At 43.8% G+C, this 23,029-nt stretch carries 18 protein-coding genes; 1 reads left to right on the top strand and 17 read right to left on the bottom strand.

Features of this window, described 5'->3' with window-relative positions; genetic code table 11:
- Positions 1 to 143: 143 nt before the first annotated feature.
- The 14 genes from KIH87_RS09720 to KIH87_RS09655 form a co-directional block, all read right to left on the bottom strand.
- Positions 144 to 2,480, bottom strand: coding sequence for a methyl-accepting chemotaxis protein (locus tag KIH87_RS09720; protein WP_232361339.1), 2,337 nt, complete (start codon positions 2,478 to 2,480; stop codon positions 144 to 146).
- A gap of 190 nt (positions 2,481 to 2,670) precedes the next feature.
- Positions 2,671 to 3,879: a thioredoxin domain-containing protein gene (locus KIH87_RS09715; RefSeq protein ID WP_232361338.1), complete on the bottom strand. Its 1,209-nt coding sequence runs from the start codon at positions 3,877 to 3,879 to the stop codon at positions 2,671 to 2,673.
- Positions 3,876 to 4,751, bottom strand: a complete 876-nt coding sequence (locus KIH87_RS09710; RefSeq protein ID WP_232361337.1) for a cation diffusion facilitator family transporter — start codon at positions 4,749 to 4,751, stop codon at positions 3,876 to 3,878. Before KIH87_RS09710 ends, KIH87_RS09715 begins: the two co-directional genes overlap by 4 nt.
- Before the next feature lie 97 nt (positions 4,752 to 4,848).
- Positions 4,849 to 6,150, bottom strand: coding sequence for a Ni/Fe hydrogenase subunit alpha (locus tag KIH87_RS09705; protein WP_232361336.1), 1,302 nt, complete (start codon positions 6,148 to 6,150; stop codon positions 4,849 to 4,851).
- A 39-nt stretch (positions 6,151 to 6,189) separates the two neighbouring features.
- Complete coding sequence (locus tag KIH87_RS09700) at positions 6,190 to 6,993, bottom strand: NADH-quinone oxidoreductase subunit B family protein (RefSeq protein ID WP_232361335.1); 804 nt, start codon at positions 6,991 to 6,993, stop codon at positions 6,190 to 6,192.
- 18 nt (positions 6,994 to 7,011) lie between these two features.
- Positions 7,012 to 7,893, bottom strand: coding sequence for an FAD/NAD(P)-binding protein (locus KIH87_RS09695; RefSeq protein WP_232361334.1), 882 nt, complete (start codon positions 7,891 to 7,893; stop codon positions 7,012 to 7,014).
- The gene (locus KIH87_RS09690) at positions 7,890 to 9,119 is read right to left on the bottom strand and encodes a 4Fe-4S dicluster domain-containing protein (protein ID WP_232361333.1); all 1,230 of its coding nucleotides are present in this window, start codon (positions 9,117 to 9,119) and stop codon (positions 7,890 to 7,892) included. Before KIH87_RS09690 ends, KIH87_RS09695 begins: the two co-directional genes overlap by 4 nt.
- Positions 9,112 to 9,864 carry a hydrogenase nickel incorporation protein HypB gene (gene hypB, locus KIH87_RS09685; protein ID WP_232361332.1) on the bottom strand — a complete coding sequence of 251 codons (753 nt, stop codon included), beginning with the start codon at positions 9,862 to 9,864 and terminating at the stop codon, positions 9,112 to 9,114. Before hypB ends, KIH87_RS09690 begins: the two co-directional genes overlap by 8 nt.
- Positions 9,857 to 10,189, bottom strand: a complete 333-nt coding sequence (locus KIH87_RS09680; protein WP_232361331.1) for a hydrogenase maturation nickel metallochaperone HypA/HybF — start codon at positions 10,187 to 10,189, stop codon at positions 9,857 to 9,859. Before KIH87_RS09680 ends, hypB begins: the two co-directional genes overlap by 8 nt.
- 21 nt (positions 10,190 to 10,210) lie before the next feature.
- Positions 10,211 to 11,287 (bottom strand): hydrogenase expression/formation protein HypE, encoded by a 1,077-nt coding sequence (hypE, locus tag KIH87_RS09675; protein WP_232361330.1) that lies wholly within the window; start codon positions 11,285 to 11,287, stop codon positions 10,211 to 10,213.
- 11 nt (positions 11,288 to 11,298) lie between these two features.
- On the bottom strand, positions 11,299 to 12,450 hold the full coding sequence (gene hypD / locus KIH87_RS09670; protein ID WP_232361329.1) for a hydrogenase formation protein HypD: 1,152 nt from the start codon (positions 12,448 to 12,450) through the stop codon (positions 11,299 to 11,301).
- Positions 12,434 to 12,694 carry a HypC/HybG/HupF family hydrogenase formation chaperone gene (locus KIH87_RS09665; protein WP_232361328.1) on the bottom strand — a complete coding sequence of 87 codons (261 nt, stop codon included), beginning with the start codon at positions 12,692 to 12,694 and terminating at the stop codon, positions 12,434 to 12,436. Before KIH87_RS09665 ends, hypD begins: the two co-directional genes overlap by 17 nt.
- 2 nt (positions 12,695 to 12,696) lie before the next feature.
- Positions 12,697 to 15,141, bottom strand: a complete 2,445-nt coding sequence (gene hypF / locus KIH87_RS09660) for a carbamoyltransferase HypF (protein WP_232361327.1) — start codon at positions 15,139 to 15,141, stop codon at positions 12,697 to 12,699.
- Entirely contained in the window at positions 15,138 to 15,719 is a 582-nt protein-coding gene (locus KIH87_RS09655) for a hydrogenase maturation protease (RefSeq protein WP_232361326.1), read from the bottom strand. The genes hypF and KIH87_RS09655 overlap by 4 nt, the downstream gene beginning before the upstream one ends.
- A 91-nt stretch (positions 15,720 to 15,810) precedes the next feature.
- On the opposite strand from KIH87_RS09655, the gene KIH87_RS09650 reads away from it, so the two are divergent.
- Positions 15,811 to 18,486 carry a cation-translocating P-type ATPase gene (locus KIH87_RS09650; RefSeq protein ID WP_232361325.1) on the top strand — a complete coding sequence of 892 codons (2,676 nt, stop codon included), beginning with the start codon at positions 15,811 to 15,813 and terminating at the stop codon, positions 18,484 to 18,486.
- A 101-nt stretch (positions 18,487 to 18,587) separates the two neighbouring features.
- On the opposite strand, the gene KIH87_RS09645 is transcribed toward KIH87_RS09650, so the two are convergent.
- The 3 genes from KIH87_RS09645 to KIH87_RS09635 all read right to left on the bottom strand — a co-directional run bounded on the left by KIH87_RS09645 (position 18,588) and on the right by KIH87_RS09635 (position 23,012).
- Positions 18,588 to 19,955, bottom strand: coding sequence for an ABC transporter permease (locus KIH87_RS09645; protein WP_232361324.1), 1,368 nt, complete (start codon positions 19,953 to 19,955; stop codon positions 18,588 to 18,590).
- A complete protein-coding gene (locus KIH87_RS09640; protein WP_232361323.1) occupies positions 19,949 to 20,644 on the bottom strand; it encodes an ABC transporter ATP-binding protein in 696 nt (231 codons plus the stop codon). Before KIH87_RS09640 ends, KIH87_RS09645 begins: the two co-directional genes overlap by 7 nt.
- A gap of 211 nt (positions 20,645 to 20,855) precedes the next feature.
- Positions 20,856 to 23,012 (bottom strand): hybrid sensor histidine kinase/response regulator, encoded by a 2,157-nt coding sequence (locus tag KIH87_RS09635; protein ID WP_232361322.1) that lies wholly within the window; start codon positions 23,010 to 23,012, stop codon positions 20,856 to 20,858.
- Positions 23,013 to 23,029: the final 17 nt, after the last annotated feature.

Below are 23,029 nucleotides of genomic sequence, written 5' to 3'. Positions count from 1 at the left end.
TGGCGAATTTTTCGCGATTAGCTTTTATTTGCGTTCGATGTATTGAATTGATTCACTCGAACTCAAAAACCGCCACATAACCAGTGACAAGAGGGACAACTTAAAAACCTAATAAAATAAAGCAAACAGCTCCAAAATACGCCCTAACTCACCTTATAGTTTTTCACCATATTTTCCAATTCACGGGATTTTTCAGAAACCCATAAGGCGCGTTTTTCGGCTTCGTCCATGAGCTCTCGATTATCTTCCGCCAACACCGTAACAGCTGAAATTCGCTGAGACATATCCTCTGTTACATGGCTTTGTTCCGACGCTGCGGTATTCACTTCCGTGTTGTAGGCTTCGATCTGCTGAATAATACCAATAATGGTGTTAAGTGCCCCTCCCACGTCATGTGCTATACGTTTGGTATCTTCTGCTCTTTCGTTGGCTTCTTGAATGGAAGCGACCGTGACTTTACTACCTGATTGTAAGTCTCGAATTATTTGACTGATTTCCCCGGTTGAATCCTGAGTTCGCTTAGCCAATGTTCTCACTTCATCAGCGACAACAGCGAAACCTCTGCCTTGTTCACCGGCTCGGGCGGCTTCGATAGCGGCATTTAATGCCAATAAATTGGTTTGCTCGGCAATAGCAACGATTACTTCAAGCACTTTGCCAATATTCGATGTTTGTTCTTCCAGTTGTTTCATAACTTCATTGGTCGAACTCATTTCATTAACCAGGGTTTCGCTATTCTGCTGATTGACTATAACCAAATCGCGTCCAGCATTAGACTTTTCCACACCTTCATTACTCATTTCACTGGTTTGATTGGCAATTTCAGCCACTCTTTTTGATGTCATGGCCAACTGTTCAATGGCTGCGGAGATCTGGACGGTAAGATTAGATTGTTCAGCCGATTTGTTTTTCGCTTCTTCAAACTTGCTCATCAGTTCTGATACTGCTTTTAATAGCACGGATGACGCTTGCTTAACGTCTTTAACTGTGGATTCCACAGACCCAACCATAGTATTAAAACTGATTGCCAAATCCCGGATTTCGTCATTGGCTTCTACCGTTTTGGTTATTTGATAACGATTAGAGAAATCGAGATTAGAAGCACTGTTATTAATAAAGGAAATCATCTGATTAATAGGACGAGCAATACTTTTTGCCATGATGATTGATAGCAGGAAACTTACAATGCCCAAAATCAACGCGATAACCAACCCCGTGACAGTCAGCGCACTTTCCAGAGAACCTAAGGATGAAAATGCTTCATCCTTATCAATTTCACTTAACAATACCCAATTCACCCCCGAAATATTCAGAGGAGTATAGGCAGAAATCACATCCACTCCCCTGTAATCCTTGACCAAAGTAATGCCCGAATTCCCTTTTAATGCTCTTTGCACTGACTCGGTGTTCACCGTCTGTAATCCAATCGTGGTTTCCTTACTTTTCATTTCATCAATAACGCTACTCTCGAAATTTCCCTGCACAGCTTTGAAGAACTCGTTAGGCGCTTCTATCAGGAATCGACTATTGCTGCGCATTTTGATGTCTTGCCCAACAAGATAGGTTTCTCCACTATTCCCCATGCCGCTGCCATGCCAATTTTTATTAAACGTCATAATGCTGTTGATGCGTTCAATGGGCATCTGAAATATCAATACGCCAATTGTGCGTCCTTCGCTAACGATTGGTGTGCCGATAAATGATGCGGGGCTTTCGTAAGAAGGGCTATAAGGCTCAAAGTCAACCAACACGCTTTCACCAGAGGAAAGTGCGACGGCGCGTTTAAAGGTGTTAGCCAAACCTGAATTTTTATAAGCACCGTTGGTTAGTGAGGTAGCAAAATCCAGCTCTTTGAAAACGGTATAAACAACGTTTCCATTCAAATCCACTAGAAAAATATCGTAATAACCGAAAGAGTATAAGAATTGCCGATATGACGGGTGATATTTTTCATGAAACTGATTATGTCTGGATGGGTTTTCTGCATTAATTAACTTATCTTTCTCACCTAATGGAAATTTATTGCCACTAATATAAATATACTGAATTGTTTTGGCATTTTCTGATAAAGATTGAATTAACTCATGGGTATTTACTTGCCTTCCTTCGTTCATTTCTCTGTATTTTTTGCCAAATTCATCTTGATAGTAATTATTCAAACTACGTGTTATATCTTCTTGAGAAACAGGCAGGCGGACATCTTGTTCGAAGGTTTGGAACGCCGAGGTAAAATCTCGCATGGCGTCTTGGGTCATCGTGGAACTGGCAAGGGTGATAACCTGATTTTGAATGGTGGAGAAATAGGATTCTATCTGGTGCTTTTGCGCATCACGTATACCAACCAGACGTTCATCAAACTCTTTTACCAGGGCATTTTCAATTTCACTTTTCGCTGTAATAAATAATGCAGCAGCAAGCACAATTAAAGAACTAATCACCAGTGAGGATATATAAATGCTTATCCGTTTTTGAAGCTTCATGTCAATACTCTTAATTAAAATCCACCACTGACATTTTTAAATTTGGATGCAGTGGAGCCAACTGTCAAATTAAAAGCATGATAAGCCTGAATGTTTAGTTAAAATGGCTGTGCAATTTCAAATTGAATTTACAATCTTTCGTAAAATTATTTTCCTCGAATATAGAAAGTAAGAACTACTACTACTCTTATTAAAAAAGAACTTCTGGAAAAAACAACAAACCTAAAGATAAAGCTAAAATAAAAATACCACTCAATAGTTTCAAACCTCTTCCCTGAGCCTCATTCATTTTTATTTTATTAAGGCTATAAACAGCAATTACAACCATCACGCTATCATCAAAAATATAGGCGATATTGTATAAAGTCAGATAAGCATAATACTCGGAGGAATGAAGGGATTTTGCGGTTAAAATTTGGGTGAAGACTGCGGGCAATCCGGCAGTACAGAGCAATTCCAGAAAATTGACTAATACGGCAACAACGATGATGCCGGGAAACGCCAGCCAAAGGTTTTCAGCCTGAACAATTTTACGCACTCGCGAATACAGTCCCGGTTTTGCCGATTCAGGTATGCTCAAACTAATCCCTTGTTTGAATGCAAAGTAATCCTTGATATGAATCAGGCTAATCAAAAATGCTATCGCGCCCAGTACAATCTGAATATTGCGGGAATATCCAAGGATCAGAAACACATTCAGCCAGGCAGCCATAAACGCAAAATAAACCAGTCCGCTCACTAACACAAAGCTACCGGCAATAACGGCCATCCTGATCCTGTCTTTCAAATTGACCAGAATTGAAAGCAGGAATAACAACACCCACATAGCGCAAGGGTTAAATCCATCAACCAACCCGATGACAACGGTAAACAGAGGAAGACCAAGTTTCTCGGGCGCGACATCACCGAACAGAGGCAAATGAATATTTCGGGTTGCCGCAACATCGGTAATAGCCATTTGCTGTGTTATCCAGGCTGGTGTTTGTTGCTCATCAAACCCAACCATAACAGCGTCGCAAATTCTAAAGGTAGGAACGCCAGGATTAGCTATGCCATAGCGCTGGCTGATAACTCTAAGTTGCTCCAGGTTATCGCCTTGCTGTACATCCAGGGTTTGTATCTGAATATTCGGATATTGTTGTGCGAATAACGCAAAATATTGTTTGGCTTTGGCGCAATGTGGGCAGCCTTGGCGGGTAAATACCTGTATTTGATGGCAACTACCTGCCCCGGTATTTTGCGCAGATTGAGGTGCTGATGCGGATTGAGAAAATGCTGCGTTATCAACAATAATCGGCGTACTATAACCCGACACCGAGAACAGAATCGTTATAGAGAATAATGCGAACAGCATCATTCTTAAGTGCGATTTAAGCTCTACATTGCCTGAATGACTCATTCTTTTTTATCAGGATTCTCTTTATCAGCCGTATATTGGGGATCCGGTTCGATATGAACCACAGCATCTTCCACATTAAACTTATTCTTTAATATAGATTCTACTTCGTTAGCAAGTTCATGAGCCGCTTCGGTTGGCATGTCAGGAGCTACGGTAATAATCAAATCAGCTGCCACATGCTTACCGTTATAGCGAGAACGAATGCTATGCACCGATTCAATTCCATCCAGCTTTTGGACGGTTTTTCCTACCGCAGCATTGTCCAGTTTTGTACCATCCACAAGAATAGGAATGGATTGTTTAAACAGCTGAAAGGCAAAGTAGAAAATGATACCAGCGACACCGATAGCCGTTACGGCATCAATCCAGTACCAGCCCATGCTGGCAAGTTGCCATCCAGCAATAACGGCAACAGAAGTCATAACATCGCCAAGAGTATGTTTTGCATCGGCATGTAACAAATGAGAATTAAGGCGTTTAGCCCAGTAGTGTTCCCACGTAGTCAGGCCAATATTAATCACCACACACGCGACTAATAACCAGAATCCCACAGGGCTGGGTTCAATCGGCTCACCAATACGTTGTACTGCATGGATAATGACTTCAAAAGCAATAATGACAAGGGATGAAGCCAGAGCAAATACAGCCAGCGTTTCAAACTTCTCATGCCCGTAAGGGTGGTCATCATCGGCAGGCTTTTCAGAAAAACGAATAGCAAGAAAAGCTAACCCATTGTTGGCAACATCACTTAAAGAATGCGCAGCGTCAGCAATAATTGCTGTAGATTGTACGGTAAGGCCAACGATAAACTTCAACAAGGCCATGATCAGATTGACCGTACCTTCAATGTATAAAACCTTTTTTACGTTCATCTTGGCGTTCATCTTACCTCTGTATTTATTACAACTAACTCTTTGATTTTAGTACCAGTGCAAAGATATGGCTATAACCTATCTAAAGCGCACTTATCTATTTCTGAATACGTTTAAAGTCCAGAAAATGAGTAGAACAGGAAATACAAGGGTCATAATTTCGGATAATCCTCTCACAGAAATATTTCAGCTCCTTGTCAGATTTATCCAAACCGAATTGTTTCACGGAAAAATGCAGGTCTTTCTCGATACGAGCCTGATTCTGGCTAGTCGGCGGAATAATCGAACATTTCAACACCTTACCTTCATCATCTAAATCATAATAGTGATAAATCAAGCCTCTGGGCGCTTCAGTGCAAAAATGACACTCACCCGCTTTAATATCATAGGCAACATTGGCTTCCCCTTCCGGAAGCCCTTGTTGCAAAATGCCCAGACTTTCATGTAATGCGGAAAAACACTCCAATGCTCGCGCTTGAATACTGGTATGCATGTTTTGATTAGGAAACTTGAGCCCATACTCTTTGGCGACTTGCTTTACGTCTTCATGCAGCAAATGAAAGCTGTTGTTCATACGGGCTAAAGGGCCGACCAGATAATCATGACCGTCAAGCAACGAATAAAATGCCGTCGAGTGCCGGGTTTGATGTTCTTTAAAATGTTCAGGATACTGCGCAGGCGTTATCACCAGTCCGTTACTGATTTGAATATCACCGCTATTAATGGGAAAGGCTTTTTCGCCTTTTAGACTTACGCACAAAAAGTCATGGCTGTAATCAGGCAATTCCAGTTCACTGCTCCATTTCACTAATTGCTTAGCCGCAGGTAAAGCGTGTTCAACAAGGGTTAAGCAGTGCAGCCATTTTTCAGCATTGGGCAACTTGGTAAAGCCGCCCACTTGCAGCCCAACTGGATGGACAGAGCGTCCGCCAAGTAAGGTCATTAAGGAATTGCCCGCTTCCTGTATTAACATGCCTCGCTGTAAAAACTCAGGGTATTCCCCCGCCATCTGTAAGGCACTATCAAAGCCATAAATATCGGGCGCAGCAAGGAAATGAATATGTAAGGCATGACTTTGCAGCCATTCGCCCAGGTTCATGAGGCGACGCAGCCTGATGATATGCTCGGGCAACTGCACACCAAACAGGGTTTCCATAGCCTGAATAGACGTAAGCTGATACGCCATAGGGCAAATACCACAAATACGGGCACTGAGATCTGGCACATCTTTGTATGATTTGCCCTGCAAAAAGGATTCAAACAACCGAGGCGGCTCGAAAATCTTTAAATGTAACTTATCAATGTCGTTGCCTTTGGTTGTCAGCTCTAATGCGCCTTCTCCCTCCAAACGAGTAACGAAAGGAACTTTTAAATTAATTTTGCGTGCTTTTGTTGTCATGCTTGCCTTATGTTCCGAAAAACATCCACCGATAAAATTTTATTCGATTTCTCTTACCGAAAGCCCCTGCCAATGTTCTACCTGAGCTTTAAATGCAGGTTCATGGCTATGAATTGCCGCAAAACGTTGCGCCACTTCCTCAGAAACCAGTCCCAAACCTGAAAAACGATTCGCTAAACTACGAGCGTTAGGCTGCTCAGATGCACCAAAGCAACCATAGCAAGCCTTGCCAAATTCAGGGCATAATGCGCCACAGCCAGTTCGGGTAACGGGGCCTAGGCAAGGCGCTTGCCGCGTGACGACTACGCACACATTTTGCTGTCGTTTACATTCCATGCACAATTTTTCCATTTCCGGTTGTGGCAATGTGCCAAGCGTAAGTTGCTGCACAAAATGGCGAATTTGCTGCACCGTAATCGGACAGCCCCACAACTCAAAATCAATCTTTACGTGCTCTGCAACAGGCGTTGATGTATCCAGTGTGGCAATAAACTCGGGATGAGGGTATACACCTCGCTTCCATACATCGCCATCAGCAAGATTACGCAATGCCTGCACCCCTCCGCTTGTTGCACACGCGCCTATACTGACCAACAGCTTGGCATTATTTCGTACTTCTTGCAGGCGCTTTAAATCTTCTGGCGTTGAAACACTTCCTTCGATAAAGGCCAAATCCACTTTTGCGTCAGGCTCGTAAACCCCCGCTTCAATAAAGTGCTTAAACTCCACAATTTCCAGCAAGCTCAATAAGGCTTTACCCTGATTGAGAAACGCTAGCTGACATCCTGAACAGGAAGTGAGTTTATGAATGGCAACCGTGACTTTTGATTTGGCTTTGCTCATATTCCTCTCCATTTTGCTCTAAAAACCCGTATGACCAAACCAGGGTTTGATTTGAGGATAATGGAACACTGGGCCATCCTTACACACAAAATACGGCCCCAATTGGCAATGCCCACAAGAACCAAGGCCACATTGAAAATTACGCTCCAGGCTCAAATACACTTCCGATTCATCAACCTGCTGCTTATTAAGCTGCTTTAATGCCGCTAACATCATGATTTCCGGGCCACACATCATGACGGAACAATGAGACGGATCGAACTCGGCTAATTCCAGCAACTCAGTCACCAAGCCCAAGCGCCAATGGTACTTGCGCTTATTCTCTTCGCTTGCCGCTAACAACACCTGACAATCCCCCTTGTCGCGCCACTCATCGTATTTGCTTTGCCATAGCAAATCCTGATGATGTTTGACACCTTGCAAGATCACAATGCGCCGATACTGTTGCTTATGAGCAACGGCGTAGTTAATGGCAGCCACCACAGGCGCACAACCCAGCCCCGCCGTAATAAAAATCAAATCTCGCCCGGTAAAATCCGTTAACGGCCAGCCCTGCCCAAATGGGCCTCGCAAACCGATTTGACTACCGGGTTGCAAATTGTTTAAGGCTTCCGACACCCGCCCGACAGAACGAATAGTGTGCATCAATAGCCCGTCTTGCCAGCCCATAATGGAAATAGGTATTTCACCAATGCCCATAATGGATAGCATATTGAACTGACCAAATTGAAACCTTGCAAACTGTTGAATATGCTCAGGTTGCTGACTGCAAATTTCCAGATGTAAGGTATATAAACCGTCAGATTCCTGATCCTTCTTTATCAATCGAGCAGGAACAGGTACAAAACTGGCCACCTTGGGTAGATGCACCATATGGTCGGTATGTAATACAACGCTCATGGTCTTTCCCCTGTTGCTTGTTCAACGGCTTGGTCAAGCTCGGAACGAAGCAGAAGATTAGCTTCTTCAACCAAATCAATGCCAACCGGACACCAGCTAATACAGCGTCCACAACCAACACAGCCGGAACGACCAAACTGTTCTTGCCACATCAATAGCTTATGCAATAACCATTGGCGATAACGCTGGCTGATTTCAGGTCGAATATTCTTTCCTGCGATATGGCTATGCTGTTCACTAAAGCAGGAATCCCAAACTCGCACTTGCGAAGCCACATCATTGTTGTCGCTTTGTTCGGGATGAAAGGTTTGTACCGAGGCTAACGACACCTCGCCCAGCTTTTCACTATTGGATTCCTGTTTGGAACAAAAACAGGTGGGACAGACCAGTGTGCAATTACCGCAAGCCAGGCATTTTTCAGCGATTTCATGCCAGCGCTGGTCATCCAGCTTGTTTTGCAATAGCCGTAACTCTGAATCACTGGGCATTTTTCTCTGTTGCTGTGCCGCTTGTTGCAATTGCTGCTCGGCTTGTTCCAGCAGACTTTGTTCGCAAGCGTCAAGTGGTAACTCAAGCGGCAATTCAAGTGCTAATTCCACTAAAATTTCATCACCCACTTCGCTTTTGGCTTCAATCAAAAAGCCTTCATCCAATTCATCCAGTAACAAGTCATAGCCAAACAAGGCTTCAGGTCCATCACCGGTAGAGGTACAAAAACAGGTGCTTGCGCTACGCTGGCAGTTAACGGCAACGAGCAGTAATTGTTGGCGCTGAGCGCTGTAAAAAGGATCTGGGTAATGGCCTTGAATAAAGTGCTTGTCTTGTAAATTCAGCGCCGCTAAATCACAGGCTCTGGCGCCGATAAAGGCAATAGGTTCGGCAGCATAATCTGGTTGTCTGAAACGCAGTCCATTTTCGGTTTCTTCGGCACGCCACATTTCCTGTTTTGGTTTAAACAACCAGGGCTTAATCCCTTGAGGGCCGTTATTCCAGGCAAAAGCGCGAGCTGGATTTTCTGACTTATTATCCCGTTCCGTATGTTGTAGCTGATAACGTCCCGGCTCTGTTTCCTCTTGCCATCCCCAGGGTAAGGTATCGGGAGAATGCTGCTCGGAAAAGACGATAGCACCATCATGTACATGAGGCGCGATGATCTTATAGCCCCGCTTTCTCAACGCTTCATAAAGTGCCGGTAGCGAGTCTTTGGGCAAATACTGCTTACGCATTATTCACCCGGTTCATTAACCACTGTTGCCACTGTTGATTCTCTTCATCTGCATCCCCCTGTTTATTTGCTGACATTAAAATCACGTCGGCGTCAGGATTTAATTTGGCAATACAGTTTTTGGCGTATTCCAAATCGAAATCAACGTAAGGCAATAAATCCGCCTTGTTTATGATGATTAAATCGCATTCGCTGAACATATGCGGGTACTTTTCCGGTTTATCCGCACCGTCAGTCACCGACATCATGGTAATGCGGTAATTCTCGCCTAAATCGAATAATGCCGGACAAACCAGATTCCCTACATTTTCAATAAACAGCAGGCTACCGGGTTGAGGCTCCAGACTATGAATACCGGAATGGATCATGTCTGCATCCAGATGGCATCCCGTGCCTGTGTTAATTTGCAGCACCTTGCCACCGGCAGACTGAATACGCTTGGCATCGTTAGAGGTTTGTTGATCACCTTCAAGCACAGAAATATCCAGCGAAGCGAACTGAGGGGCTTTCAAGGTTGCTTCCAACAAAGCGGTTTTACCTGCGCCCGGCGTGCCCATTAAGTTAATGGCAATCACTTGTAATTTTTGCAGCCATTTTCTGTTTTGTTCAGCGAGAGCCGTATTGCCCGCCAGTAATGACTCTTGCAATTTCAGGCTGTTGCCATCCATATGCAAATGAGTGTGTTTGCCGCTTTGAGGATCTGAAATTCGCGCTTTTTCTGCGCTACAACCACAGTGATTACACATCGTTAAACTCTATTTCGATTAAATTTAAATCTCGCCCTGTGCCAATAGTATAGTGGTAACTGCCACATTCGCAGGGCTGCCCTAATTGTTGTAACTTGAACTCTCGTTCACATTGCTGGCATTTAGCTATCGCTTGCTGCATGTTGATCTGCAAATTAACATCGCTCAATCCCGCTTCCTCTTTCACCATATCAAAGCAAAATACCAAGCGCTCCGGATCGACGCAGGTCATGGTTCCCACTTCGAGTACCACTTTTTTGATCGGTCGATCCTGATAAGGTTCAACCTGCTGCAACAAGGATTTCACCAGCGACAATTCATGCATCAACAAATCCTCTCAGGTGCATCAGCAAATCCTCGGCAATTGAATCCCATAGGGAATATCAAGGATACGCTTGCTACCAAATTCATTCTTGATATAGAGCAAAGCTTGTGAAGACTGGCCTTTTGTTGTTTTGTCTGGAACCGAATCAACCACAGAGCCGATGATTCTGGCGTGTTCTCCGTGAGGATGCTGCTGCATTTGTCGCAAAATGGCGTCAGCATGCTCTTCAGGAACAATAAACACAGCCAATCCTTCATTGGCCAGATAAAGCGGCTCTAACCCTAATAATTCACATACGCCATTTACCTGTGGCGTAATCGGCAAATTCGGCTCAATCAATTCAATATTAACGCCAGAAGCCTGCGCCAGTTCATTGAGCACAACACCCACGCCGCCACGGGTTGCATCACGCATACAATGAATATCAGGAAACTGTTGTAAAAGAGGCTGTATGAGCAGGTTTAGAGGCGCACAGTCGCTTTTAATATCAGCAGAAAGCCCAAGCTCACCACGCGCCAGCATCACAGCCGCACCGTGGCTTCCAATATTGCCATTAACGATGACTTTGTCTCCGGGGCGGGCTTTTTGCGCGCTAATCTCGATATTGGGCGGGATAACGCCAATACCCGTTGTATTAATAAACAACTTATCGGCTTTGCCTCGCTCGACGACTTTGGTATCACCCGTGACGATTTTCACCTTTGCCGTTTGTGCAGCTTGTGCCATGGAATACACGATGGATCCCAACTCGGCAATAGAAAGCCCTTCTTCAATAATAAAAGCCGCACTCAAATATAAGGGAATGGCACCGCCAACGGCTAAATCATTCACTGTGCCATACACGGCAAGCTTGCCAATATCACCGCCGGGGAATTGGATTGGCGAAACCACGTAACTGTCGGTGGTCATTGCAAGCTGATGAACTGCATATTCGGTTAGGTATAACCTTGCCTGATCGTCTTTTAACAACAAACCTTCATCGCCGAAAGCCTTTAAAAACAAGCCCTCAATAAGGTTTTGCATGGCTCTGCCGCCAGCACCATGAGCTAAAGTGATTATTTCTTTATTTGCTTCGTTACTTTTGTCGTTCGTCGTCATCTGTACTTTATCTATGCCCGAATTTTATACTGATAGTACGCTGCGCACGCCCCTTCCGATGACACCATCAAAGCTCCAAGTGGATGTTCAGGAATGCATTCTGAATTAAATTTAGGGCATTGTGTTGGACGCAATTGCCCGGTCATCACCTGCTGGCAATAAATGGGTTCAAGTTGTGTTTCTGAGTGCTTATTCGCTTCTTCTTTATTGATAAATTGTTGAGCATCATAAGCCCGGTACTTGTCTTTAATATGCACGCCTGAACCGGAAACCTCGCCTAAACCTCGCCAATTAGCATCAATATCCATATCAAACACCTCATGGATACTTTTCAGCGCTGCTTGATTACCTTGTTCTTGTACAACTCGGGTATAACGGTTTTCAACCCGAGACTCACCTTGCTCTATTTGCAATAAAATTTGATAAAGAGCATCCAGCAAATCAACAGGTTCAAAACCCGCAATAACCAAAGGCAAATCTGTTTTTGTGACAAAGTCTTCATAGACCTTGCTTCCTATAACCATGCTGACATGCCCCGGTCCGATTAAACCGTCTAACTTTACCGGATTGGGTTGCAGAAATAATCCTTCCAGCGTTGGAAGCAAACGAATGTGGTGGCAATAAAAAAACAGATTAGGGATTTGTTGCTGATATGCCTGTTGGATGCTGTAAGCAATGCCTGGCATGGTGGTATCAAAACCAATGGCAAAGAAGATAATGCGCTTGTCAGGATGTTGCGTTGCTAGCTGTAAAGCATCCATTGGCGAATACAAGACTCGAACATCTGCCCCCAGGGCTTTTGCTTGCAGTAAACTGTTTGCAGAGCCCGGAACTCTCAAGGTATCGCCAAAACTGGCAAGAATCGTATTGGGCTGCTGAGCAAGCGCAATAGCATTATCGACAGCTTCGGGCGGCAGTACACACACCGGACAACCTGGGCCATGCACGAACTCAAGGGTATCGGGCAATAACTGATCCAGACCAAAACGGTAAATCGCGTGAGTATGCCCGCCGCATACTTCCATAATCTGTAAGGGGCGCTTTTTAAGCTCAGCTAATTGATTGGCAAGCGAAGTGATATTCTTAGCCAGGGTTTGCACGATAGTCTGATCTTTAAACGCGAGTGCAGTTGAGCCCGAATTAGCGCTAGTCGTCGAGTTCATTGGCCTCTCCGGACATCTGCTGTAGTAGTTTAAGCGTATCCATTGCTTCCTGTTCGTCAATAATTGCCATGGCAAAACCCACATGCACCAGCACATAGGAACCAATCAACTCTTGTTGTGATTTACCCTGCAAATCCAGCAATCCGATATTCACTATGCACTGTACACCTCCGGTATCAGCAGTAGCGGTTCCCAAGGTAGCATCTTCAATACTGACTATTTGAGCAGGCACACCTAAACACATGCTCAGATTCCTCGACGGCTTAATTGAGAGGATGCAACAAGGCATTGCCCTAACGCCAAACCACCATCATTGCAAGGAACGGTTTGATGAGACAATACCTGCCACCCCATCTCTGATAAAGATTGTTGCAGCCCTTCACATAAAATACGGTTTTGCATGCAACCTCCGGTCAATACAAGCGTTTTGTTTATTGTTGCAATAGATTCAGATGATAACGCGTTAACAGCATGATTAACCATGCTAATTAGCCCATCGATCACATATTGGTGAAATCCGAGAGCGATATTGGCGCGAATTTGCTTATCGTTATCGTGTTTTACTAATTCCTGAAGCATACACGTAAACAAAGTATGAGCATTCAAGCGCCCAATGCCATCAAAACTCACCCCCGGAGTACAAGGTAAACGATAGAGAAGATCACCTTGTTGCGCCAAATTTTCCAATGCTTGCGCAGCTTGTCCCTCGTAGCTGATTTGCATGGGAGCAACACCCAACAGGCAAGCAGCAGCATCAAACAGTCGCCCAGTCGAAGAGCACAGGTTTATCGAATGCGTATATTGATAATCGGCTAGTTGCCACAATTGTTCTAGTTGGGAGGCTATTTTAGGGAAGCGTTGCTGTATAAAGTTAAGCAATTCGTCGTTTTGAGGCTGTTCTGGATTAGCTAACAGCGCCACTAAATTACGATAAGGCTGGGTATTGGCTTTGTCTCCGCCTAATAAAGGATAAGGCTTTAACGAGCCAAGCCTTTGTACGGAATCCGCATTACCATAAAGTAATTCACAGCCCCAAATCTGGCTGTCATTTGTCGCTAATTGTCCTTGCTTATCATCACCAAAACCTAATCCATCCAGACAAAGGGCAAATACGTTCTGCTCAGGGGAAAGTTGATGTTCAGCCAAACAGGCTGCCATATGGGCATGATGGTGTTGTACCTGTATTAAGGGGATTGCCAGCTCTTGGGCTAGCTGTTCACCGTAGCGTGAGGATACATAATCTGGATGTGCATCTACTGCGATCGCTGTAGGCGCAAAAGCAAACAGCTCACAATATTGTTGAATTTTAACCTTGAATGATTGAAAGCATTCAAGACTACCTAAATCGCCATTAAATCCCGATAACACAACATCTGCCCGTTCATTTAAGGAGCCCTTCATTAAGGCAAAACTATTTTTAAGATCGCCCCCCAAAGCCAATATTTGCTGAGGCTTTTCAACTTTGTCTCTTAAATGAACTGAAATACTTTCTGGCACATACCCTCTGGCTCGCCGAATGAGTCGGGGTTTGCCCGATAGGATTTGAACCACTGAATCATCCAGAGGATGTTCAATATCCCGATTGTGCAAAACAAAGAGATCCGCAATTCCGCTTAACGAAGCCAACGCCTGTTCATTAGCATGACATATGGGACTACCGCTGACATTGCCAGAGGTCATCACTAATGGATTCGGACCTCTCTCTAATAACAGATAGTGCAGTGGCGAATAAGCCAACATCACGCCAATGGAATGGTTCTGCGGAGAAAGATTATCAGGTAACAAACGCTTAAATCTGGACTTTTCCAGTAGCACAATTGGCGCTTGTGACGAAGTTAATACAGCCTCTTCCTGTGCATTCAACTCGTAGTAATTCTGCAACTGCGCAATATCACGAAACATCACCGCCAAAGGCTTATCAGGACGATGCTTGCGCTGCCTAAGTTCGGCAATACTTTTAGGATTAAGGGCATCACAGGCTAAATGAAAGCCCCCTATCCCTTTTATCGCCAATATTTTCCCTTGAGCAATGGCTTGGGCGGCAAATGCGATCGTATGCTCAGCATCACATAATGGTTTCCCTTGCACATCGCAGTACCGTAACTCAGGCTGACATTGAGCACAGCAAATACCTTCAAAGTGTGCTCGTCGCTGGTTCAAATCGTCGAATTCGCTTTGGCATTGCGAGCACAAAGCAAAGTCATTCATTGCTGTATTCAAGCGGGTATAAGGCATTCTTTTTAATATGGTGAAACGAGGCCCACAATCGCAACAGAATCGAAATGGTTCACTCAAATTCATGTTATCCAGTTCCGACACACAAACGGAGCACATGGCTTTATCAACCGGCACATAGATTGGCGAAACAGAATCAACCGAACGGTCTATTGCCTTAGCTGCACTTTGGACAATGTTAAAATCTGAATAAGGAGGATGTGGTTTAATTGAGTGAGCGACAAGTTCAACGCTTTCAATGTGCCCTGTTGCTGGGCAAGCTTGCTGAATCTCTTGTAAAAAACGATTGGCTAATTGTTCTGATGCAACAAAGCGAACGACAACGTCAGCGTAACGATTCTCTATTTCGCCTTTAATTCCTAACCTTTCTGCTACCCGACAGACGGTTGGGCGAAAGCCTATGCCTTGAATGATCCCTGTAAATCGCAACTGATAATAAAGAGCGCAGTTATTCATGGCGCGTTTTTGCCAGTCAAAAGCAACGCTAAAACCTCATCCACCACCAGATTAACCTGAGCCAGTAGCTTTGCTCCTAATGTTTGATCATAGAATCGATCGTTCTGGCCAACAGCGCCAACAAAATCAATATGGGGAATAGATTGCTGATAAACAGGTAACATGGCAATGAGTTCAACCAGACTACCACCATGTTCAAATTGCAAATGGGATTGCTCCAGATTCTCTTGTAACTCACGAATAACGACAATTTCTCCAGCTTTAATTTGTTCGTTATTGGTAGCCTCGGTATTGGATACCACATCAACCACAATGACTCGCTCACAGTCCTTAAACAGAGGCAATAATGCCAATCCTGCGGTGCGACCATCAATGAGCTCAACATTCTCAGGAAGCGCTTTTTGTTTTAAACACTGAAAGACATGAAATCCAAAACCATCATCGCCATGCAATGGATTTCCAAGACAGATAATCCTGATCAGGCAATTGTCTACCGAGGCAATATTTTGATTTGTCATTGAATTATGATCATCTTGTGAATCTTGCTGTGAAATATTGGTCTTTGACCGTTTTTCCATAATACTGATCCTAATCAAGTCTAATTGTTAGAGATAACGTAATCTCTACATCTACTTTCCATTATCTATTTCGACATAAGAAGTAACTGATATGCAAGGATTATCAACCCAAGAAGCGCAACAACGGCTGCAGCAATACGGAGTGAATAAACTTCCGGACAAAGCGCCTCCGAGTGCGCCTGTTATTTTCATTCGTCAATTTAAAAGTCCTTTTATCTATGTTCTCTTAGCTGCTGCCATTGTGTCCTATTTTTTAGGGCAAACCATCAACAGCTTCTTTATTCTTCTGGTGCTATTTCTTAATGCGTTCATCGGCACCATACAAGAATTTTCTGCGGCGAAAGCAGCCGAAGCCCTGAAAAACATGGTTCCCTTTCATGCCTCTGTTTATCGGGATGGTACAATCGTCAGATTGCCAACTGAAGAGTTGGTTCCTGGGGATCTGGTTCAGTTGGTTTCAGGCGATAAGGTTCCCGCAGATATACACCTTACCCGTTCCAAAAACCTTATCGTCGATGAATCCATGTTAACGGGTGAATCTCAGCCTCAGCAAAAAGCCGCTAGCGATCCATTACAATACGAGCAGCAAGGCGGTCAATCTGCCGAATATAACTCGCAAGACGACAGTCATCCTATTACGGAAAGAAAAGACGTTGTTTTTGCAGGAACCATTGTCACTCATGGTCGATGCGAAGGGATTGTCACCGACACAGGTGTTAATACGGAAATTGGTCATATCGCCCATGACGTTACCGGAACCGAAGACACCAAACCCCCTTTGCTACTGAGGTTGGAGAAGTTTACCGTCAGGATCACCTACTCAATTGTTATCTTGATCGTCATTTTGTTTTTGATCACGCTAGCCAGAGGTGACGATTTATCTCAGGTCTTTCTTATGGGCGTGGCATTAGCTGTATCCGCCATTCCTGAAGGCTTGCCAGCGGCGATAACGGTCGCTCTGGCTATCGGCATGAGACGTATGGCAAACAAAGGCGTTATTGTTCGTAAATTGGTGGCTGTAGAGTCTTTGGGGTCATGCACTTACATTGCTTCAGATAAAACCGGAACCCTTACCGTTAATGAAATGACCATTCGTCAAATCGCAACACCGGATGGAAAGCAATATTCTGTTACTGGTGAAGGTTTGGATTTGCATGGTGAAATAAAGGATGAATCGGGTCAGCTGGCAAATGGCGACTCGGGTATCAAACCATTGATTATTGCAGGAACGCTGGCCAATGAGTCAACGCTGGAATGTGTGGATGGTGAATGGTCGGGTAACGGCGACCATGTCGATTTAGCCTTTTTGGTCGCTTGCAATAAATACGGACTGGATCATCGTCAAATCCTGAATAGCAATCAGGAAATATCCAATATTCCCTATGAATCGGAGAATGCCTATAGTGCCAGCGTTAGAAATGTGGATGGCCTACCCACCCTGTTTATAAAAGGTAGTGTAGAGAAGCTATTGGAGTTTTCAACGTTAGCGCCAGACAATACACCTTTGCATAAAGAAGCCGTTACACAGCAAATGCAGCAGATGGCAAAACAGGGATACCGGGTAATGGGGCTGGGCTATAAGCCACTTCAAAATGATGGCATGGAGCCACAACAAGAACTCTGCAATATTGTTTTTCTGGGAATTGTGGGCATGCTGGATCCTCTGCGACCACAGGTGCAAGAAGCCATCGCTCAATGCCGGGAAGCCGATATACAAGTTGCGATGGTGACTGGCGATCACCCCAATACCGCCCAAGCCATCGCCAAAGAAATGGGATTGCAGCAAGCCGACCAGCCTCTCACTGGCGCACAAATTAGTGCTTTATCAGCCTTGGTGGATAGCCCTCAAAAAGCCATGAGCGAAGAAGAGTTTGATCGGGAAGTCGCCAAACACCACGTCTTCGCTCGTGTTGAACCTCGCCAAAAGAAACGCTTGGTAGATTCATTGAAACATCAAGGTGAGTTTGTCGCGGTTACAGGAGATGGTGTGAATGATGCACCTGCCTTACATGCAGCCCACGTTGGCGTTGCCATGGGCAAACGAGGCACTGACGTAGCCCGGGAAAGTTCCGATTTAATCATCACCGATGACAATTTTGCTTCCATTGTCGAAGGCGTAAAACAAGGACGCATCGTTTATAACAACATACGTAAAGTCGTCTTCCTGCTGATTTCAACTGGTGCGGCAGAGATAACCCTGTTCATCCTGTCTATTTTAATGGGGCTTCCCCTACCGCTACTGCCCATACAATTGCTATGGCTGAATCTGGTCACAAACGGTTTGCAGGATGTGGCATTGGCTTTTGAACCGGAAGAAGGAAACGAACTCAAACGCAAGCCTCGCCACCCCGACGAGCCAGTCTTTGACCGTTTGATGATTGAGCGTGTGATTATTAATGCCATCGTGATGGGATGTTTAGCCTTTGCGGTATTTAAAGTGCAGTTATCGCTCGGGCTTTCTATTGAAGCAGCGCGTAACATCACTCTGCTGCAAATGGTGTTATTTGAAAATATTCACGTGTTTAATAGCCGCTCTGAACATAAATCCATTTTCAAGCAAGCCTTCCTGGGTAATCCATTTCTGATTTTCGGCATGTTCGCAGCCCAAGCGGTTCATATCATGGCTTTATATACCGATGGCATTAGCGATATATTGCAGTTGCAACCCGTCACTTTTAATCAATGGGTCGAGCTATTGGGTATTGCCTTGATACTGATTATAGTGGATGAAGTCCATAAACTATGGCGAAAACATAGGCCACTTTAAGTGAGCCTTGCTCACCAAGGGAAACTTATTGCGGACTCGCTGTGAAGCGACTGAAGAGCTTAAGTTTCCCTTGGTGGCAAATATAGAGAAGTGATCGTTTCCTAGTAATTCACCGTTAATCCATTGATCATGGATTGACGATAAGACATCCAGGCTGGAATAAATGACAAGATGACACTTAACAGCAAAACCAACAACGCATAGCCTAAACTGCTTGCCAAATCCGGGACGGCCGAAACAAACAAACCAAACTCTTCGGCTAACAGGGCTTGATATAAGCTCAATACGCCAACCAGGGCAATAAATCCCAACAGCATACCCAGTATGACAATCAACATAGACTCCGCTTCAATCAGCACCAAAACAAACAATGCACTGGCTCCTGCCGCTCTTAATATGGCAATTTCCCGTTGTCTTTCTCTCATTGACGCCAGAAGCATGGTCATCATGCCAAACAGAGCGGCGAGCAAAACAAGGTAAGCGATAAGCGTCAAGGTATTCTCAACCATGTTCATCATTTGCCAAAGCTCTTGCAAAGCCAACCCAGGCATAATGGCAGATAACGGCTCGCCCTTATATTCATTAATGGTTCTTAAGTAGCCTAACGTGGCAATTTTAGAAGTTAACCCCAACATGACGGCAGTAATACTTTCAGGATGAGTGGTTATATCTGCTATCAATGGATTGGCTGGAGAAGAAGCTTGTGAGGCTGAGGTGCTGCTTTGTTGATGGTTATGGTCGTGCTCGTCATGTTCGTTCTCGGAATGAGCATGGGCGTGATCATCAGGTTCAGATTTAATGGATGATCGTCGCGTTAAATGACTATGCTGCCCCATAGATTCATGAATGGCATTAATCGCAGCCAGAGTCACATGGATTGTTTGATCAATCGGGGTGCCGGTGGGTTTTAATATCCCTGTAATTTTAAAAGGATGGCCTTCATGTTGGGTAAAGGAGGTACTACCAACACCATGAGCAATAGTAAGAGATTGTCCCATGCTATAGCCCAGTGTTTTAGCAACACCAGCACCTAACACTACATCATAAACTCGCTCAAAAAACTGCCCCGAGTTAAATGCCAAAGGCTGTTTATTGCCATACTGGTAATGTTCAAAATAACTATTATTGGTTCCCAACACTCGATAGCCACGATGAGAATCGCCTAACGAAACCGGAATGCTCCAGGCAACTCCCCTTCCTTTAGAAAGCTCTTCATAGCTCTGCCAACTAATATTATTAGTGGCATTACCAATGCGGAATACCGAATACAAAAGCAAATTCACAGAGCTTGTACGCCCTCCAGCGATAATATCCACGCCAGACACGGTTCTACCAAAGCTCTGTCTCATTTCCGTTTTCATATGGTCAATGCCCAATAAAACGAAAAAGCTAACGGAAATTGAAATAACCGTTAGCAATACTGTAAATTTTCTTGCTAGCAAACTTGATACTGCTATTTGTACTAACATTCTGATTTTCCAGCTACTTTATTTATCTGCTCCAAACTTACTTGAGTATCAAAATTCGACGCCAGACTTTTATCGTGACTGACAAAAACAATAGTGCTGCCGGTATCTTCCGTGGTTTTGAATAACAGCTTGATAAACTGGTCGCGTAAATTACTGTCTAATGCCGACGTGGGTTCATCTGCAATAATAATTTCCGGTCGATTTACCAACGCCCGCGCAACCGCAACTCGTTGCTGTTGACCCACGCTGAGATTTTTAGCTTTGTGATTCAGTAAAGCGTCGTCATTTCTTAACTCCAAGGCATCCAGAATATGCTCTAGATGATGCTTGTCAACTGTCCCTTTGGAAGAAAAATAAGGGCCTAAGCGAATATTATCCAGCACAGAAAGATACGGTAGCAAATTAAACTGTTGGAAGATAACGCCGATGTGTTTAGCCCGAAACTTGTCTCTGGTATTGGCGCGCATGCCTGATAAGCTTTCACCCAGTATCTTTACAGCGCCTTTATCTGGCACAAGAATACCCGCTAATAGATTTAGCAGAGTGGATTTACCCGACCCCGATGGGCCAAATAAAAAGACATGATCTCCCTTGGCAACATTCCATTCAGGTATTTTCAGCACTGGATTATTAATTTTATCCCAGGTGAAGATAAGATTTTGGATCTCAATTGCGTTGCTTAAACTCAAGGTTAGTGCCGTTGTTTGATGTGCGATCGAGCTTTATGTGACCGCTAGAAAACTTGCCGGGCAGTCTAGCTATGAATGCCAAGGGTTGCAACATCCGAAATGGGTGAATCCCTTGATCTAACACAGTTTTTTTATACTTAATGGTAAATTTGTATAAATTTAAATACCTATAGTAAAAATTTCTGCACTATAAGGGAGAATATATTGCAAACTATCCCGAGATTATTCTTGAAGTCAGTAGTTCATTGATTTTACCTAATAGCTCTTCTCTACGGAAAGGTTTGTGCAGAATATCGTTCTGTTGTTGGTTGTCCAAGGATGCAAAATCACTCTCTTGCATATAACCGGTTGCAAATAAAATACGAATATCGGGATTCAATTTCCTTGCTTCATTGGCAACATCAACGCCATTGAGCGCTCCAGGCAACATCACGTCGGTAAATAACAAATCGTAATGATGTGATTTCAGCAAATTAATCGCTTCTTCTCCGTCAACCGCTTCGTCAAAATCATAGCCTGCAATTTTCAGGATCTGGCACTGTATCATGCGAACTTCGGGATCATCCTCAACAACCAACAATTTGCTGTTCTTCTTATCAGAAGCCTTATTTTCGGGTACGTTCGCCTTTGCATTATCTTCTTTTTTATCGCTTTTATCTTGCTTTGCTACAGGCAAATAAATGGACACTGTCGTTCCACAATCAGGCTCACTATCAATAACGATATGGCCTTTAGACTGTTTCACAAATCCATACACCATGCTCAAGCCCAACCCAGAACCATTGCCAATCCCTTTTGTAGTAAAGAAAGGTTCAAAAACCTTTTCCAGCACTTCGGGGGGAATACCACAACCATTGTCTCTAACCTGAATTAGCACGTAGTTTCCCGAGGCACTTCGCAATTCATCCAGCTTGATATCTTCAGGGCTAATAGAAGCGAAACTGATATTTTGAGTCACTATCAGGATATGGCCTCCCTTTGGCAAGGCATGTTTGGCATTGAGTATCAGATTCATAATGACATTACTAAATTGCCGAGGGTCTATATTGATTAACCATAATGGCTTATCTAACGTCATTTCTATAACAGTCTGGTCATTTACTGTACGTTTAAGCCTGTTCTCCATATCGTTAAGCAACTGATTTACATCAACTACAGATGTACTGAGTAACTGTTTACGACCAAAAGCCAACAAACGTTGCGTCAGTTCTTTTGCTTTTTGAACCGCTGATGAGATCTTGCTAACGTATAAATGATTATCTTCGTTATGCTCATCAATTAATTGTGCATTTCCTGCAATAACGGCCAGCAGATTGTTGAAGTCATGAGCCACTCCTGCTGTGAGTTGCCCAATAGAATCCATTTTACGAGAATGCTGCAATTGTTCTTCTTTTAATCTGTTCTGGGTGACATCCCTCAATGTTAAGCAATACATTCGCTGATTTAGATACGGCATTCTGGAAATACTAATTTCAACATCAATGATTTCTCCAGATTTGGTCACCGCCAGCAAGTCTCGCCTTGCTCCCATCGCCATACCCGCATCGCTTTGATTAAAACGGGAGCGCAATTGTTCATGACGATGCCGAAACTCATTCGGGATAAAAAGTTCCACGGATATGCCAATCAACTCTTGAGGTTTGTAGCCAAAGACATTAAAAACCTTATTATTAGCGCGGCGGATACGACCTTCATAATCAACCATAAAGATAACGTCTGGATTTTCATCGATCAATGTATCTACCTGGACAAGCGTACTTTTCAACTGCTCATTAATTAAATACAAATAGCGCACCACAAACGCCAGACAACAGCCAAGTAACGCTAATAGCACGACAAAAAAACTGGTATTCCTTACATTTCTGTCACTTTCTGCAATAAAGGTTTTCGCTTGATTTTCTTGATATGCGATTGCATTTGAGAACTGCTGATTAAGAAACCTGAAAGCATCAATTAAATATTCATGTCGCTCATCAGTAAATTCACTGGGAGAAACATAAAACGCCAGCTCAATGGTATTAAGCGCATCTCGCTGTGCATTTGTCTGTAGCATTTCCTTTAGCGCAGAGATTTTAGCTAAAAACGCAGGGCTATCATGTTGATTTAATGATTGCTCGTGCTGTTGCAGAGAATGAGTTCTGGAATAGAGGTAGGAGTCGAGTTCATGGTGAATTTGAGCCAGTAAATCAACCTGGGTAATCAGCTCATTCCCTTTAACAAACCAATCCTGTTTGGCATCGTGATATTTCAAGTACCAATTCAAATTAATATAAATCAGCACAACAATAGTAAACATACTCAGCAACAACAATACTAAAACGCCAATTTTCCATGTTGGCATTGTGGTATTCATCGTTTTTTTAATCATGCCTTATCCTTCACGTT

This window comes from Paraneptunicella aestuarii, assembly GCF_019900845.1.
GTDB lineage: Bacteria > Pseudomonadota > Gammaproteobacteria > Enterobacterales > Alteromonadaceae > Paraneptunicella > Paraneptunicella aestuarii.
Note: the sequence above shows the minus strand (reverse complement) of the source record. Positions and strands in the feature narration are given on the sequence as shown.